This window comes from Bacillus sp. FSL W8-1143, assembly GCF_037965155.1.
GTDB lineage: Bacteria > Bacillota > Bacilli > Bacillales > Bacillaceae > Bacillus > Bacillus pumilus.
Map to the genome: position 1 here is coordinate 1,654,713 of NZ_CP150182.1, position 17,500 is coordinate 1,672,212.

Sequence of the window (17,500 nt, forward strand, 5' to 3'; positions counted from 1 at the left end):
AGTAAGGTGATGAGTATGGCTAAAAAGAGAAAACGGAAAACGAGAAAAAAACAAAATAAACAGCTAAAACTGAAATATGAATTAAATGGGTTAGTCTGTATTGCCATAGCGATCATCGCCATTTTACAGCTAGGCGTCGTTGGACAAACCTTCGTACATTTATTCCGATTCTTTGCAGGTGAATGGTTCATTCTCTGCCTTATCGGATTATTTCTTTTTGGCGTGACCATTTTCTGGAAAAAACAAATCCCAGATATGTTGACAAGAAGAAAAGCAGGTCTATACTGCATCATTGCGAGTATCTTGCTTTTGTCTCATGTGAAGCTCTTTCAGCACCTTTCATCTGCGGGTGCGATAGGCTCTCAAAGTGTGATCAGAAATACATCTGAGCTTTTCTTGATGGACATGAAAGGTGAGACGGGGTCGCCTGATTTAGGAGGCGGCATGATCGGTGCCGTATTATTTGCTGCTTCTTATTTCTTATTTGCACAAGCAGGCTCTCAAATCATGGCAATCGTTCTGATGCTGATTGGAATTGTGCTGATTACAAATCGATCTCTTCAAGAAATGGTGAAAAAAGTGACGCTGCCTGTCTCGCAATTTATGGTGAAGCAGTGGAAAGCGTTTGTTGAAGATATGAAAGGAATCAGGCAGGCGAAAAAGAGCGCGCCCTCTCAGAAAACGGCCCAAAAGAAAAAACGGTCTCGTATTCAAGAAGAGGACGAAGATGATCAGATCATAATGGAAGAGGAAGCGCCAGTGCCTGACAATAGTCAGCCGATTATCTCAAGCTTTGCTGACAGAGATGACATTCTCACCCCGCTCGTTCAAAAAGAGCAGGCGGCAAAAGAGACTTCGCCTCTTCAAGATTCTGTGCAAAGTACGCCGGCTCGATCAGATTCAGCTGATGAACCAAAAGAGGCGCCGCCGATGACGTTTACGGAACTTGAAAACAAAGATTACGAATTGCCATCACTGGATATTTTGGCAGAGCCGCAGCACTCAGGACAGCAAACAGACAAGAAGAATATATATGAAAATGCAAGAAAGCTTGAAAAAACGTTTCAAAGCTTCGGCGTCAAAGCAAAAGTCACACAGGTTCACTTAGGACCGGCTGTTACCAAATATGAAGTCTATCCAGATGTTGGCGTGAAGGTAAGTAAGATCGTCAATCTAAGTGATGACTTAGCTCTTGCTCTCGCCGCAAAAGATATTCGGATTGAGGCGCCGATTCCTGGGAAATCAGCCATCGGTATTGAGGTTCCTAATGCAGAAATTGCGATGGTTTCTTTAAAAGAGGTATTAGAATCGAAGCAAAATGACCGTCCAAATGCGAAGCTGCTGATTGGACTAGGCCGCAATATTTCGGGTGAAGCCGTGCTCGCTGAAATGAACAAAATGCCGCATTTACTTGTAGCAGGATCGACAGGAAGCGGAAAAAGTGTGTGTATCAATGGCATTATCACAAGTATTCTCATGAGAGCGAAACCTCATGAAGTGAAAATGATGATGATTGATCCGAAAATGGTTGAACTAAATGTGTATAATGGCATTCCGCATCTGCTCGCTCCCGTTGTAACGGACCCTAAGAAAGCCTCACAGGCACTGAAAAAAGTCGTCAGTGAAATGGAACGCCGCTATGAATTATTTTCTCATACGGGGACAAGAAATATTGAAGGGTACAATGATTACATTAAACGAATGAATCAATCAGAAGAGGCGAAACAGCCAGAACTTCCTTATATTGTCGTCATTGTAGACGAGCTTGCAGATTTAATGATGGTCGCTTCCTCAGATGTGGAAGATTCTATTACAAGACTTTCGCAAATGGCTCGAGCAGCCGGGATTCATTTAATTATTGCCACACAAAGACCTTCTGTCGATGTCATTACAGGTGTCATTAAAGCCAACATCCCATCTCGCATCGCCTTTAGCGTGTCCTCGCAAACCGATTCAAGGACGATCCTTGATATGGGGGGCGCAGAAAAACTGCTCGGCAGAGGGGACATGCTGTTTCTGCCAGTTGGAGCAAACAAACCGGTTCGTGTGCAGGGCGCCTTTTTATCAGATGAAGAAGTAGAGCATGTCGTTGACCATGTGATCACTCAGCAAAAAGCGCAATATCAAGAAGAAATGATTCCAACTGAAGAAACGCAGGATCAGCTTACAGCTGTGGATGACGATTTATATGATGAAGCAGTGGAACTCATCATCGGCATGCAGACGGCTTCTGTCTCTATGCTTCAAAGAAGATTCCGCATCGGCTATACCCGGGCCGCCCGCCTGATTGACGCAATGGAAGAGCGAGGCGTTGTCGGTCCTTATGAAGGAAGTAAACCGAGAGAAGTCCTGCTTTCAAAAGAACAATATGACGAGCTCTCTTCATAAATCGAAGAGAGCTTTCTAAAAAAGAAGTGAACGATAGTATGATTATGTTAACTGGAAGTCAGACTATTTATTTATTTGCAAAAACATGATATAGTTATGTTCAACTTATCTCGGAATAGAGATTTCTCATCTTATCATTTGCATTGATTAGACGGAGGGAAAACATGTCGACCAAAACAGACAATCGCCATTTATATTTGAAAGTGATTGACCGTATTAAAGAAGATATACAATCAGGCGTATATGCCGAAAAAGAAAAGCTGCCTTCTGAGTTTGAGCTCTCAAAGCTTTTAGGCGTGAGCAGAGCGACACTGCGTGAAGCCCTTCGTATATTAGAAGAAGAGAAATATTTAATTAGAAGGCATGGTGTGGGTACGTTCGTCAACACAAGACCACTCTTTTCAACAGGCATAGAACAGCTGGCAAGTGTCACGAAAATGATAGAGCAGGTCAATATGACGCCTGGTACCATTTTTTTATCCTCCCAAGAAGGGGAACCAACAGAGAATGATGTGATTCGTTTTCAGTGTGATGAATCTGATGAGATTTTTTCAATGGAGCGCGTTCGGACGGCAGATGGACAGCCCGTGGTTTACTGTTTAGATAAAATTCCGGTCAAGCATCTTCCCGCTTCTTTTACACATGAAGAAGAGTCTCTTTTTGAGCTGTTTGGAAGAGAACCACATAGCGGGATAAAATATGCAGTTGCTGACATTGAACCAATCGGCTACCACGATCAGGTTTCACCGATACTAGAATGTGACCCTGAAACAGCATTATTACTACTGAAACAAATGCACTATGATCAGGATGATCAGCCGGTCTTATACTCGCTTAATTATTTTCGAGCGGATAAATTCAGCTTTCATGTGATACGTAAACGATTTTAACGAGCAGTCGCTTTCATAAGCGGTTGCTTTTTGTTTGCCCATACATAATACCCGTAAAACTTGCCACACTAATACGTAACAGTATATAGAATTGGGTGAATGATGTTGGGCGAGAAAACAGTCAGTAAAAAGAATATTATTGCATTATCATCAGTGCCTTTAATCATGACACTTGGGAACTCGATGCTCATTCCCGTATTGCCACAGATAGAAAAGACACTTTCCATTACTTCCTTTCAAGTCTCCCTCATTATTACGGTATACTCCGTTGTCGCGATCTTATGTATTCCGATCGCCGGCTATTTATCAGATCGAATCGGCCGAAAAAAGGTACTCCTGCCGTGTCTGTTAATCGCAGGACTTGGAGGGGCTGTGGCAGCAGTTGCCTCAACGATCATGAAAGAACCGTACATGTGGATTCTATTTGGCAGGGTCCTTCAAGGTGTTGGCTCAGCCGGGGCAGCACCTGTCGTGATGCCGTTTATTGGAGATTTGTTTCATGATGATGAAGAAGTCAGTGCGGGACTAGGCGCCATTGAAACCTCTAACACAGCTGGAAAGGTATTGAGCCCAATTATTGGGGCGCTTTTGGCTTCATGGTTTTGGTTTGTGCCATTTTGGTTTATTCCGCTCTTCTCAATCATCAGCTTTCTCATGGTACTGTTCATGGTAGAATCCGCGAAAAAAGAGGAGGACCCACCTTCATTCAAAGAATTTTTAAAATCAACAAAGACCATATTTAAGCATGAGGGACGCTGGCTGTATGCCATTTTTGCAATTGGCGGTTTTATTATGTTTCTTCTTTTTGGTGTGCTTTTTTACTTATCTGATAACCTAGAGGCAGCTTATCAAATTAAGGGTGTCAAAAAAGGGCTCCTGCTTAGCATTCCGCTCCTTTTTCTATCCATCAGCTCATACATTGCTGGGAAAACAATTGGAAAAGAAAAAGGGAAAATGAGAATCTTTTTAATCGTAGGCATGGTCTTGTTATCACTTTCCTATATGCTTTTATGGTGGAATCACAGCTTTTATGTATTGTTTATCTGCTTAAGCATTGGCGGTGTTGGCATCGGTATTGTCCTGCCTGCACTTGATGCCCTGATCACAGAAGGAATTGAAAAAGAGCAGTGCGGAACCATTACGTCGTTTTACAGCAGTATGCGTTTTATCGGTGTCGCTTTAGGACCTCCGATTTACGCTTATCTCATGGATAAAGGGGACTCCATCGTTTTTATTCTCTCGACCATTTGCAGTCTTATTTCTCTATTTTTGGTCATCTTCTTCATCCAGCCAGATGAAGAGGATGAAAGTGAACAATTAAAAACGGTTTAATCTAGAAAAAAGACGGTATTTTGCCATCTTTTTTCTTTTTTATAAATTGACATGTAAAATTTTGATAGTTAAACTAATGTATAGTAATATCTTTTAAATTATTCCAAACGGGAGGTGTTCAAAAATATTCATTTTCTGTCCTTCTTTAGGCGGAAATTGAGTTCGCGTGGTGATGATGAATGTGTGTTTCTTCAACACGAAAAGACAATTGAATAGGTCATCCTGCCATTAGCACGTTGAAGGAGACGCAGTCAGCACTTCAGACACGCTCAAATATAGCAAATTGATTGATGAACTAGAAGGAGCTTGAAGCAGCTATGTTGCAAATAATTAAAGCAAGATGGATTGTATTAGTGGTGTGGATGATAACAGCTGTGATTCTGTTTATTACTGCGCCCAATTTAGAGGAATTAACAAGAGAAAAAGGGCAATTAAAGGTTCCGGAGGGGACACCAACAGCTGAGGCACTTCACTTATTGGATAAGCTCACAGATCAAAACGGGAAAAAAGATACGGGTGTCATTGTATTCTCCGAACAACATCTGTTCCCAAAGAAAGAGCAGGAATTAAAAAAGGCTTTATCTGCACTCATGACACATGCTCCAGACCTCCACGTTGACGGAATTACTTCGTATTTTCATGTAGATCCGGACATTCAAAAACAACTTTTATCAAAGGATAAAAGTACACTTCTTGTTCCATTCAAATTCGACCACTACGAAACAAAAGCTGTGAAGCTTAAAGAACAAATTGAGGAAGTTTTAAAGCCCTATCATGTCTCATATGAAATGACGGGACAAAAATTTGTGGATTCAGATGTCATTCAAAGCTCTCAACAAGGTCTGAAGAAAACTGAACTTATAACGATCATTTTTATTTTCTTTATTTTAATCATTGTTTTCAGATCGATTTTGGCACCTGTTGTTCCGCTTATTACGATCGGCATTTCTTATGCTGTCAGCCGTTGTATTGTGGCTTTTCTAGTAGAATATATGCAATTTCCTCTATCTAATTTTACTCAGATTTTTATGGTAGCGATTATGTTCGGTATAGGAACAGATTATTGTATTTTGCTGTTAAGCCGTTTTAAAGAAGAAATCGGTCAAGGTCGTGATGTCAAAGAGTCGATTATCATCACATATAAATGTGCAGGGAAAACGGTCCTTTTCAGTGGCTTAGCCGTGTTAGTCGGCTTCTCAAGCATTGGGTTTGCCAAATTTCAATTGTATCAATCAGCCGTTAGTGTTGCTGTTGGAGTTGGTATCCTGCTGATCGCCCTTGTCACCATCGTTCCCTTTTTTATGTCTGTTTTTGGAAAATCCCTTTTCTGGCCATCTAAAAGAGAAAACATTCGCCACCCGCAAAGTAAAATGTGGGAATGGGCTGGGCGTTTTTCATTTAAAAGGCCGCTGATCAGCCTAGGTTTAGTTGCACTCATTACGGTGCCTCCTATTCTGATGTACGACGGGACTCTTTCTTATAACAGCTTAAATGAGATTGGGACAAAGTATGAATCAGTGTCTGCATTTAATACGATATCAGAGCAATTTGGCTTTGGGGAAGCGCTGCCCCTGAATGTACTTGTTGAAAGTGACAATAAGTTAGATAACCAAGAAAAGATTGTCATAATTGAAAAACTGACCCGTAAATTAAATGACATTGACGAAGTAAAAACAGTTCGCAGTGTCACTCGGCCTGTTGGGGACGGGCTAAGTCAGCTTTACGTCACCTCTCAAGCAAAAGAGCTGGGCGGAGAATTAGGAAAAGGCCATGAAGGAATCGGAAAAATTTCAGATGGTTTGACCGAAACAAATCTTGCCCTTCTTAAACAAAAACCAAAAATTCAAGAATCCGCTAAAGGCATTGATCAGCTGATTGATGGAACAAAAGCGATCAAAAGCGGCATTGGAGAAGTAAGGGTGTCCCTGATCTCTTTAGAAGATGGGGTGAGGCGCAGTAAAGATGGCGTCGGAACCATTCGAAGTAAAATCAAAGAAGCAAAAAAGGAATTAGAGCAAGAATATCGAAGCAGTGAAGCGATGATTCAAGAGCTTAAACGAATGGTGAGTACGCTGGAACGTCATGCGAAATCAAATCAGCAGCTAATAACCACCATTAAAAAAGTAAAAAGTTCGTATGAAAATGTATCGTTTGAAGCACTTGAAAAACGGCTTCCAGAAGTAAAAGATATGGATGAATATAAAGAAATAAAGAAAGTATTCAAAGACACAAAAGGAATGCTTGATCAAGCAGGGGACCAAATGAGTCTGTATGAAGAGGAAGCCTCTGTCTTTAAAGAAAAGATCAAGAAAGCAGATTCAGTGATTCAAAGCCTATCAAGCAAGCAAAAAGAAGTAAAACGTCAAGTACAAGCGCTCATGGAAGGACTGGATCAAATTTATGCCGGTCTTGATCAAACAAATGAGGGTCAAAAACAATTGATTAAAGAAATGCCTAAAATTGAAGATGGCGCAGACCAGCTGACAGACGGTCAAAAAGCCATCAAAAAAGGATTTAGCCAGCTTTCATCAAAACTCACATTGTTAACAGATGGTTTAGATGAAAGTATTGAAGGGCTTGAGCAGGTCAAAAGCGGCTTCACAGAGGCGGACGGCTATTTAAAGCAGCTTCAGAAAGCGCCAGATGAAGAAATAACAGGCTGGTTTATTCCAGAAGAAGTGCTGAAACGCCCTGAATTTAAGCAAATCTTTCATACGTATATGTCTCCTGATCGTAAATTAACAACCTTTGAAGTTATTTTAAATGTGAATCCATACAGCAATGAAGCGATGAAAGGCGTTGCGAAAATTGAGGACACCCTTGATCAATATTTACCTGTCAGCGGGTTAAAGAATCCAAATTACGGTGTGTCTGGTATCTCAAGTTTAAATGTAGATTTAAAAGAAACATCTGACGGTGACTTTATTCGAACGGTCATTTTCATGCTAGTTGGCATCTTTATCATTTTAATTATATTATTACGGTCAATCGTCATGCCGATATACTTAACACTTTCACTCATTTTAACGTATTTTACATCCGTCGGTTTAACAGAATGGATCTTTAAAACATTTTTTGGCTACGACGGTCTCAGCTGGGCTGTCCCATTTTTCAGCTTTGTCATTCTTGTCACCCTTGGCATTGATTATTCGATCTTCTTAATGGATCGCTTTAATGAATGGAAGGGAGAGCATGTGCAAGCATCAATGATATCAGCGATGAGAAATATGGGTTCCGTCATTATTTCAGCAGTCGCGATATTAGCGGGGACCTTTGCTGCTATGCTGCCGTCCGGTGTATTATCACTTGTTGAAATTGCAACGGTCATACTCATTGGGCTTTTATTATATGCTTTTGTTGTATTACCGCTCTTCATCCCGGTCATGGTTCGTATTTTCGGTAAATGGAATTGGTGGCCTTTTAGAATGAAATAACGACCGGCGTCTCTGCTTATAGCAGAGGCGTTTTTATTTCCTATCCTTTCCTCTGATTGATATAATGTCTATTAAATGGCTGTTTTACGTATATATCAGCTATGTTCTAATACATAATAAATAGGATGAACAAAGGAGGTTTCTCATGACGTACTTACAAGAGAAGACACTAGACACACATGGTCTTCATACTCATATTGTCAAAACAGAAAAATTTAAAACGGTCACAATCCTTTTTAAAATGCTTGCGCCTCTATCGAAAGATGACGTCACCATGCGTTCACTTTTCCCGCATGTGCTGTTAAGAGGAACAGAAAAAATGCCGAAAACAGGAGAATTGCGTGCTTATTTTGATGAGCTTTATGGTGCTACGGTTTCAGCAGACATGGCGAAAAAAGGGGAGAATCACATCATTACCTTCCGCCTGGAAATGGCGAATGAGAAATATTTAAAGGATCAAACCCCTTTACTAGAAAAAGGGATTGCCTTACTATCTGATCTACTATTCCATCCGTATGTTGAAAATGGAGCGTTTAGTCAATTATATGTAGATCAAGAAAAACGCACTTTAAAACAGCGAATTCAAGCAGTGTATGATGATAAAATGCGTTACTCGAACTTAAGGCTTGTGCAGGAAATGTGCAAAGGTGAACCGTATGCACTGCACGTCAATGGAGAAATGGAAGATATCGAAACGATCACAGCTCATTCGCTGTTTGAAGCATATAAGCATGCGCTTCAAACAAATCAGCTTGATCTTTATGTTGTGGGAGATGTAGACGAACAAGACATCAGCCGAATGGTCTCTCAATACTTCAAAACAAGTGATAGAGAACCGGTTAAACAACACGCTGAATCAGCAAGCACGCAAAGAGAAGCAAAAGAAGTCATCGACGAAGAAGACGTAAAGCAAGGCAAGCTAAATATCGGCTTTCGCACGCATACGACGATTGCAGATGACGATTATCCGGCTTTGCATTTGTTTAATGGCATATTCGGCGGCTTCTCACACTCGAAGCTATTCATCAATGTTCGGGAAAAAGCAAGTCTTGCGTACTACGCTGTGTCTAGACTTGAGAGCTTTAAAGGCTTGATGATGGTCATGTCAGGGATTGAAGTCGGCAACTATCAGCAGGCAGTAGACATCATTAAAGAACAATTTGAAGCGATGCAAAAAGGTGATTTTTCAGATGAAGCGATTGACCAAACAAAAGCTGTCGTCAAAAATCAGCTTCTTGAAACGATCGATACATCTTATGGGACAGCGGAATACCTGTATCAGCATGCCGTTGTGCCAACAGGGGAAACGCTTGATTCCTTTTTAGAAGCACTTGACCGAGTGACAAAAGAGGACATCATCAAAGTGGGTCAGAAAATCGAATGGGATACGACCTATTTTCTTAAAGGAACGGAGGGTGCTTCATGACAGTGAAAACAATTCAATTCGACCAGCTGCAAGAAACGGTCTATCACGAAAAAATGGAGAGCGGACTTGACGTCTATGTGCTCCCAAAGCAAGGGTTTAACAAAACCTATGCGACCTTTACAACCAAATATGGCTCTGTCGATAACGAATTTGTGCCGCTTGGCAAAGAAGACATGATTCGAGTGCCTGACGGAATTGCCCATTTCTTAGAGCATAAACTGTTTGAAAAAGAAGACGGAGACGTATTTCATACATTTAGTAAACAAGGAGCATCCGCAAATGCTTTTACGACATTTACGAGAACAGCTTACTTATTCTCAAGCACCTCAAATGTCGAACAAAATCTTGAGACACTCATTGATTTTGTTCAAGAACCTTATTTTACTGAAAAAACGGTCGAAAAAGAAAAGGGCATCATTGGTCAAGAGATTAACATGTATGATGACAATCCGGACTGGCGTTTATTCTTCGGTCTGATTGAAAATCTATATCAAGAGCACCCCGTGAGAATTGATATAGCTGGAACAGTAGAAAGCATTGCTCCGATTACAAAAGATCATTTGTATGAATGCTATGAAACGTTCTATCACCCGAGCAATATGCTTCTATTTGTTGTCGGTCCCGTTGATCCGAAGCAAATATTAGATCAAGTTCGAGCAAATCAGGCGAAAAAGCCATTTACAGACCAGCCAGAGATCAAACGAAAAGACATCAATGAGCCTGAAGGTGTGTACCGAAAAGAATACGAACTTCCAATGAACGTACAAGGCTCGAAATGTATGTTCGGTTTGAAAACAAAGAATCCTCATAAAAAAGGAAATGAGCTGCTAAAACATGAGCTCGGAATGAATCTCATTTTAGAGACACTGTTTGGTAAAAGCTCCTTACAATATGAACAAATGTATGAAAAAGGTTTAATTGATGAGACCTTCAGCTACGATTATACGGAAGAAGGCGGCTTTGGCTTCACGTCAGTTGGCGGAGACACAAATGATCCTGATCAACTGGCGAAAGTATTAAAAGAAACCCTTCTTCAAGCAAAGAACTTGATCTCAGAAGAGAAAATTGAGCTCGCGCGTAAGAAGAAAATCGGAAGCTTTTTAAAAGCGATGAACTCTCCTGAATACATTGCAAACCAATTTACCCGATATGCATTTTTAGACATGAGCTTATTTGATGTCGTGACTATGCTGGAACAGATCCAATTAACCGACATTCAGCAAATTTTAGAGGAAGAAATTGATGAAGAACGGATGTCCGTTTTCAAAGTCGTCCCGAAAACCAAATAAATAAAGAGAGACAAACTCAGATACATGAGTTTGTCTTTTTTATGTCTAATGAATAAAAGCCTGTGATGTGTGAGGATTTTCATTGACAATCATTTTGTTCATTAGTTAAACTCTTTAATAGTTAAACACTTAAACTAAAAAAGGAGCAGCGTATGGAACAAAATAAAATTGCACAGCTCATTCAGAGATATGCAGACGTCTATCTTATGATGGAAAAAAAGGTATCGAGTATGATCACGGAAAAGCTTGATAAAGAGCTGACGCTTGATCAGTATTACTCGCTTCGATACATCAATTTAAATCCTGGATGTACGTCTACTGACCTTGCAAATGTATGCAATGTGAATAAAAGTGCGGTAACCTCCATGACCAATCGTCTTTTTACAAAAAACTATATTGTCCGTGAGCACGATAAAGCCGATCGAAGAAATGTTCACCTTTACGTCACGCCAGAGGGCAAAGATGTGGTCAGCCGAATGGAAAAGCAGCTTCAGGATCTCGTTCGATCTTATTTTGAAAAGCTGGAAGAAAAAGAAATGGAATCATTTATTCAAACATATGAAAAGATCTATCAAGTAATCATCGAAGAGGAGGCACAAAGTACTAATGAGAGCAATCATAAAGGGTAGATGGCTGATCACGATTTTATGGATCGTATTAGCGGCAGTGTTACTCATCACCGCCCCTAATATGGCGCAATTAACAAAAGAAAAAGGGCAAATTTCAGTACCAGACGGCTATCCGTCCTCATATGCAAATCAGTTATTAAAGAAAATGTCTGAAAACGGTGATACAGAAAAATCAATTGTCATTGTCTTTCAAGAAAAGAACATTGCCAAAGAAAGAGAAACATCTTTAAAAAAGGCAATGGAGATTTTAGAAAAGGACCAAGATCTACATGTCGAGGACATCACTTCTTATTTTGACGCCAATAAAGATATCAAAAAACAGATGCTTTCTAAAGATCGCACGACGCTCCTTGTTCCAGTTACATATGACTCAAACAAAATCAAAGCTTCCGATTTTAAAGAAAGAGTCAATGAAAAGCTGAAGAGCTTAAATCTAACATATGAAATGACAGGACAGCCGTTAATTGATGATGACGTGATCACAAGCTCGCAAGAAGGTCTGAAGAAAACTGAGTTCATTACGATTGGGTTTATTCTTATCGTTCTTGTCCTTGTCTTTAGATCAGCTGTGGCGCCTTTCGTTCCATTAGTCGCAGTAGCTTTGTCTTACTTGGTGAGTCAATCCATCGTGGCTTATTTAGTTAAATATCTCGACTTCCCGCTCTCGACCTTTACCCAAATTTTCATGGTCGCGATCATGTTTGGAATAGGAACGGACTACTGCATTCTACTTCTCAGCCGCTTTAAAGAAGAAATCGCACACGGTAAAGATAAAATTGAGGCAATTCTCATTACGTATAAAACAGCAGGAAAGACTGTTTTATTCAGCGGAATTGCTGTGCTCATCGGTTTTACATGTATTGGCCTGGCACAGTTTCAGCTCTATAAATCGGCTGTTGCAGTAGCAGTTGGTGTCGCTGTGCTCATTGTGGCGCTTCTCACGATTGTTCCGTTCTTTATGGCGGTTTTAGGTAAAGTGTTATTTTGGCCGATTAAAGGTGATATTGCGCATCCGCAGTCAAAAATGTGGGAAACAGCAGGACGCTTTTCATTTAAAAAACCACTTTTCAGTTTATTAATCGTAGGAATCATTACGCTTCCGCCCATTCTCATGTATAAAGGAACGCTTTCTTATAATAGCTTAGATGAAATCGGTAATAAATATGAATCAGTCAATGCATTCAATACGATTTCTGACAAATTTGGACCAGGAGAAGCTCTACCTGCAACGATTGTTGTGAAATCAGCTGATCTGTTAGACAACAATAAAGGGCTGATTGCTGTTGAAAAACTCAGCCGTGCAATTGAACAAACAGATGGCGTAAGTAAAGTGAGAAGTGCGACACGTCCTGTCGGTAAAGGGCTGAGTGATCTATACGTGAAATCACAAGCAAAAGAACTAAATACCGGACTTGATAAAAGTAATGAAGGCTTGAAAAAAATCCAAGATGCACTGACGACAATGAGTCAATCCATTGAGGATCAAACGCCGCAAATCAAATCATCTGGAAAAGGCATTAACAAATTGATTTCTGGTACAGAATCAGTGAAAACAGGCATTCAAAACATCGAAAAATCGTTAAGAGATTTACAAGGCGGAATCGATCAAAACAAAAACGGTGTTGCACAGATTAAAGAAAAAATTAAAGGTGCGAAAAAAGAATTAACGACTCAAGTCGCACAAGTAAATCAGCAAGTGTCGCTGTATAAAAGCATTTCCAAAGAATTAAAGGCAGCATTGGCGCAGGTTGATACGTCCTCCTCTGCCGCAGCAGATGTAAAAGCATTAATCACACAAGCAAATAAACAATTTAGTACACTTGAAAAACAAATTCCGCAAGTGAAAGAAAATCAATCGTATCAAGCCATCAAAGCTTCATATAATGAACTTTCTACGACCTTGCAAGAAGGCGCAAAACAGGCAGACAGCTATGCCAAACAAGCGAAAGAAGCTAGAAAACAGCTTGAAGCAGCGGATGCCTTTATCGCAAAAGCTAAAGAGCAGCAAAAAGTCTTGACGAGTCAAATCGATGAACTCATTGCTGGCTTAGATGCAATTGAAACTGGATTGGATAAAACGTCTAAAGGTCAAGGGCAAATAGCTGATAATATGCCAAAGCTTGCAAATGGTGCCGGGCAAGTGATTGATGGTCAAAAACAAATGAAAGAAAAGATTGGCGGCTTTGGTGATGACCTGACCAAACTGACAGATGGGCTGAACAAAAGCGTCGATGGCTTAGAGAAAATTTCAAGCGGATTAATGGGTGCAGGTGACTACTTAGACGAACTGAAAAATGCACCAGATCAAGACATGGCCGGCTGGTTTATCCCAAAAGATGTGCTGAAAAATAAAGCATTTAAGCAAGTATTTGATTCATACATGTCGGATGACCGCAAGATGACAAAGATTGATGTCATTTTAGAAAAAAATCCATATGGTAATGAAGCCTTGTCGACGATCAAACAAGTAGAAGCTTCTGTCGAGCGGGCACTTCCTGAAACAAATTTAAAAGATGCATCATTCGGCGTTTCAGGTGTATCAAGTATGAACGCTGATTTAAAACAGCTGTCAGACCAAGATTTCAATAAGACGGTTCTTTACATGATGATCGGTATTTTCCTCATCCTGGTGATCCTGTTCCGTTCGCTTGTGATGCCGCTGTACTTAGTAGGTTCACTTATTTTGACTTACTTTACAGCTATCGGAATGACAGAATTTATTTTCACTCATTTCTTCGGATATCCGGGGATTAACTGGGCGGTTCCATTCTTTGGATTTGTCATATTAATGGCGCTCGGAGTCGATTATTCGATTTTCTTAATGGAGAGGTTCAATGAATACAAAACAAAAGACATTCAGTTTGCGATGACCGAATCAATGAAGAATATGGGCTCTGTCATTATGTCTGCTGCTGTTATTTTGGCAGGAACATTTGCAGCCATGCTTCCTTCAGGAGTGCTGTCTCTCCTGCAGATTGCAACACTTGTTCTCACAGGACTTTTGCTGTACGCACTCGTTGTGCTACCATTGTTCGTACCTGTGATGGTGAAATTGTTCGGATCAGCGAACTGGTTCCCATTTAAACGAAAAGAATAGATATTTCAAATAGAAAGTAGGAATCCATGTGATGAGTCGTTGGGCGCTGATAACAGGTGCCAGTGGCGGGATTGGGCAGGCTGCGGCAAAAAAGCTTGCCCAGGAAGGCTGCCATGTGATACTCCATTATCACAAAAATGAACAGACAGCCGTGCAGCTTGCCGCTGAGCTGGAAGAAACATGTCATATTCAGACGCATGTCGTTCAAGCGGATTTAGCTAAAACGGGCGGCGCAGATGAGCTCGTCAGCCGTCTGCCTGTATGTCCAGATATTCTTGTATTAAATAGCGGTAAGAGTCATGTCGGATTAGTGACAGATACAGAAAAAGACGTATTAGCCAGTATGGTGCAGCTTCATGTCACAAGTCCATATGAGCTCACCCAGCACCTATTGCCAGCCATGATTCAAAAAAAAGCAGGTCATATTGTTGCGGTAAGCTCAATATGGGGAGAAACAGGTGCATCGTGTGAAGTGCTGTATAGCATGGTAAAGGGGGCGCAAAATGCGTTTATTAAAGGTCTGGCAAAAGAGCTTGCCCCAAGTGGAATTAGAGCAAATGCTGTTTCGCCAGGTGCTGTCCATACAGACATGATGAAAAGCTTCACACAAGAAGATATTGACATGCTGGAGGAAGAAATCCCGCTTGGCCGGCTTGCATCACCTGAGGAGATTGCAGATGTCATTTGGTTTCTCGCCTCAAAGCAGTCAAGTTATATGACAGGTCAAATTTTATCCGTTAATGGAGGCTGGTACTGTTAAATAACGTGTATAATTCGTAACTCCATGACAAAAGCTATGGCTGTAATTCATCTTTTCGAATGGAGGAATCGACATGTCAGTACTTGAGAACTGGGACCATTGGAAAAACTTTTTAGGTGACCGCTTAAATCATGCGCAGGATAAAGGCTTAAAAGATGATACCATCAATAACCTTGCGTATGAAATTGGCGGATATTTAGCTAACGAAGTTGAAGCAAAGAACGAGCAAGAAAGAGTACTTGCTGACCTTTGGAGCGTTGCATCAGAAGATGAGCAGCGCGCAATTGCCAATATGATGGTCAAACTGGTTGAAAATAATAGCTCGCACTAAACAAAAAGAGGGGTCGTTTGTGCCTCTCTTTTTATTTTAACTGTTTCACAACATTGTGCTTTCTAAAAATGTGAAAATGCTTTATGATATAGGAAGGTAAAAATTTGCCACAATGAAGGGGGTAATATCATTTGGCAAAGCTCGAATGGTATTTTGAATATGAGATACAGGTAAACCGTCCCGGACTTTTAGGAGACATTTCATCTCTAATGGGGATGCTTTCAATTAATATTGTGACAATTAATGGTGTTGATGTATCAAGACGCGGAATGCTTTTGCGCTGTGACCATACAGATCAAATTAAGCGCCTTGAATCAATTTTAAATACAATGGAAACGATAAAAGTAACGAAATTAAGACAGCCAAAACTTCGTGACCGCTTAGCGGTTCGTCACGGCAGATATATTCAGCGTGATGCAGATGACAAAAAGACGTTCCGATTTGAAAGGGACGAGCTTGGTCTTCTTGTTGATTTTATGGCAGAACTATTTAAAAAAGAAGGACATAAATTGATTGGGATTCGCGGGATGCCGCGTGTCGGAAAAACAGAATCAATTGTGGCTTCAAGTGTATGTGCCAGCAAGAGATGGCTATTTGTATCGTCGACTCTTTTGAAACAGACGATCCGAAGTCAGCTGATTGCGGATGAATACAGCCCAGATAACGTCTTTATTATTGATGGTATTGTGTCGACGCGAAGAGGTTCTGAGAAGCACTTGCAGCTTTTAAGAGAAATTATGAGACTGCCGGCAACAAAAGTAGTTGAGCATCCAGACATCTTTATTCAAAATTCAGAATATACAATGGATGATTTCGACTATATCATTGAATTGCGTAATAGTGCAGACGAAGAGATTACATATGAGCACGCTGAAGAACCACAAGTGTTTGATCATTCTGGTTTTTCTGGCTTCGATTTTTAATATGGTAATGGTAGGTGTTTGTTTTGACTGAATTGGGAAAACGGCTCATTGAGGCCAGAGAGGAAAAAGGGATGTCGCTGGAGGATCTTCAGACGGTGACCAAAATCCAAAAGCGCTACTTGCTAGCAATCGAACAAGGAAACTATGATATTATTCCAGGTAAATTTTACGTCAGAGCATTTATTAAACAATATGCCGAAGCCGTTGGACTAAATCCTGAACAATTGTTCGAAGAATTTCGTAAAGATGTGCCGAGCACATATAACGATGAAGTATCTGATAAATTATCAAATATTAAGCCGCAAAGAGAGCTGCCTAAGCCTGCCTCGAAGGTGCTTGAGCTGCTGCCGACCATCTTGATTATTGGAGGCGTCCTTGTGGTCATCGCGATCATTTATGTCATCGTGCAGGCGGTCAATCATGATAGCGGACAGAAGAACAACCAGACGGCTCCTCAGCAGTCAGAATCTAAGTATGAAGTATCTGAGGATTCATCTCTTGCCAAGGATCAAAAGAAAAAAGAAAAAGCTTCGTCAGATGATCAAGAAAAATCATCTAAAAAAGATGACTCATCAAAGGATTCATCCAAAGACGATGAAACGGTCTCTTTGAAGGCAGCGAATACAGAAGGCTCAACGACAACGTATGAAGTGTCAGGCGCAGATGAGATGGAGTTAACCATTTCTGCTACAAAAGCTTCTTGGCTGCGCGTCAGAGACGAATCTGGAAAAGTGCTGAAAATGGGTGAACTTAAAGATGGCGAATCGTTTAAAACAGACTTGTCTGAGCTCTCTCAGGTCGATATCCGTCTAGGCAATGCGACTGGAATTGATATTAAGGTGAATGACGAGACGCTTAAGTACGAATTAGACCCTAAGAACACCATGACACAAAACATTGTGATTGTGAATAAAGGAAAGGAAAAGTCATCTTAAGCAAGTAGATGACTTTTCTTTTGTTCCTACTATTATATATACATAAAAAAATGGCTTATTGGAGGA

The 17,500-nt window shown here is 40.6% G+C and carries 12 protein-coding genes; all 12 read left to right on the top strand.

Annotated features, from left to right (window positions below):
- Window positions 1-15 precede the first annotated feature (15 nt).
- The 12 genes from NSQ36_RS08225 to NSQ36_RS08280 all read left to right on the top strand — a co-directional run bounded on the left by NSQ36_RS08225 (window position 16) and on the right by NSQ36_RS08280 (window position 17,434).
- On the top strand, window positions 16-2,388 hold the full coding sequence (locus NSQ36_RS08225; protein ID WP_339162141.1) for a DNA translocase FtsK: 2,373 nt from the start codon (window positions 16-18) through the stop codon (window positions 2,386-2,388).
- Between the two features lie 164 nt (window positions 2,389-2,552).
- Window positions 2,553-3,278, top strand: coding sequence for a GntR family transcriptional regulator (locus tag NSQ36_RS08230; protein ID WP_050944992.1), 726 nt, complete (start codon window positions 2,553-2,555; stop codon window positions 3,276-3,278).
- A 99-nt stretch (window positions 3,279-3,377) separates the two neighbouring features.
- On the top strand, window positions 3,378-4,610 hold the full coding sequence (locus tag NSQ36_RS08235; RefSeq protein WP_339207170.1) for an MFS transporter: 1,233 nt from the start codon (window positions 3,378-3,380) through the stop codon (window positions 4,608-4,610).
- 317 nt (window positions 4,611-4,927) lie between these two features.
- Window positions 4,928-8,044 (top strand): MMPL family transporter, encoded by a 3,117-nt coding sequence (locus NSQ36_RS08240; RefSeq protein WP_339207172.1) that lies wholly within the window; start codon window positions 4,928-4,930, stop codon window positions 8,042-8,044.
- Window positions 8,045-8,189: 145 nt separating this feature from the next.
- The gene (locus NSQ36_RS08245) at window positions 8,190-9,470 is read left to right on the top strand and encodes a pitrilysin family protein (protein WP_335364963.1); all 1,281 of its coding nucleotides are present in this window, start codon (window positions 8,190-8,192) and stop codon (window positions 9,468-9,470) included.
- Entirely contained in the window at window positions 9,467-10,759 is a 1,293-nt protein-coding gene (locus NSQ36_RS08250) for a pitrilysin family protein (RefSeq protein WP_106028935.1), read from the top strand. The genes NSQ36_RS08245 and NSQ36_RS08250 overlap by 4 nt, the downstream gene beginning before the upstream one ends.
- A 152-nt stretch (window positions 10,760-10,911) precedes the next feature.
- On the top strand, window positions 10,912-11,388 hold the full coding sequence (locus tag NSQ36_RS08255; protein WP_339207175.1) for a MarR family transcriptional regulator: 477 nt from the start codon (window positions 10,912-10,914) through the stop codon (window positions 11,386-11,388).
- Window positions 11,366-14,485 carry an MMPL family transporter gene (locus tag NSQ36_RS08260; RefSeq protein WP_327840692.1) on the top strand — a complete coding sequence of 1,040 codons (3,120 nt, stop codon included), beginning with the start codon at window positions 11,366-11,368 and terminating at the stop codon, window positions 14,483-14,485. The genes NSQ36_RS08255 and NSQ36_RS08260 overlap by 23 nt, the downstream gene beginning before the upstream one ends.
- Window positions 14,486-14,516: 31 nt before the next feature.
- Complete coding sequence (locus NSQ36_RS08265) at window positions 14,517-15,245, top strand: SDR family oxidoreductase (protein WP_106028933.1); 729 nt, start codon at window positions 14,517-14,519, stop codon at window positions 15,243-15,245.
- A gap of 73 nt (window positions 15,246-15,318) precedes the next feature.
- A complete protein-coding gene (locus NSQ36_RS08270) occupies window positions 15,319-15,576 on the top strand; it encodes a DUF3243 domain-containing protein (RefSeq protein WP_003211590.1) in 258 nt (85 codons plus the stop codon).
- 131 nt (window positions 15,577-15,707) lie between these two features.
- The gene (locus NSQ36_RS08275) at window positions 15,708-16,499 is read left to right on the top strand and encodes a DUF3388 domain-containing protein (protein WP_003211480.1); all 792 of its coding nucleotides are present in this window, start codon (window positions 15,708-15,710) and stop codon (window positions 16,497-16,499) included.
- Window positions 16,500-16,522: 23 nt separating this feature from the next.
- Window positions 16,523-17,434, top strand: coding sequence for a helix-turn-helix domain-containing protein (locus NSQ36_RS08280; RefSeq protein ID WP_003212257.1), 912 nt, complete (start codon window positions 16,523-16,525; stop codon window positions 17,432-17,434).
- Window positions 17,435-17,500: the final 66 nt, after the last annotated feature.

Coding starts and splice junctions, on each gene's coding strand:
- NSQ36_RS08225 (WP_339162141.1), top strand. CDS start 16: ATGGCTAAAAAGAGAAAACGGAAAACGAGAAAAAAACAAAATAAACAG.
- NSQ36_RS08230 (WP_050944992.1), top strand. CDS start 2,553: ATGTCGACCAAAACAGACAATCGCCATTTATATTTGAAAGTGATTGAC.
- NSQ36_RS08235 (WP_339207170.1), top strand. CDS start 3,378: ATGATGTTGGGCGAGAAAACAGTCAGTAAAAAGAATATTATTGCATTA.
- NSQ36_RS08240 (WP_339207172.1), top strand. CDS start 4,928: ATGTTGCAAATAATTAAAGCAAGATGGATTGTATTAGTGGTGTGGATG.
- NSQ36_RS08245 (WP_335364963.1), top strand. CDS start 8,190: ATGACGTACTTACAAGAGAAGACACTAGACACACATGGTCTTCATACT.
- NSQ36_RS08250 (WP_106028935.1), top strand. CDS start 9,467: ATGACAGTGAAAACAATTCAATTCGACCAGCTGCAAGAAACGGTCTAT.
- NSQ36_RS08255 (WP_339207175.1), top strand. CDS start 10,912: ATGGAACAAAATAAAATTGCACAGCTCATTCAGAGATATGCAGACGTC.
- NSQ36_RS08260 (WP_327840692.1), top strand. CDS start 11,366: ATGAGAGCAATCATAAAGGGTAGATGGCTGATCACGATTTTATGGATC.
- NSQ36_RS08265 (WP_106028933.1), top strand. CDS start 14,517: ATGAGTCGTTGGGCGCTGATAACAGGTGCCAGTGGCGGGATTGGGCAG.
- NSQ36_RS08270 (WP_003211590.1), top strand. CDS start 15,319: ATGTCAGTACTTGAGAACTGGGACCATTGGAAAAACTTTTTAGGTGAC.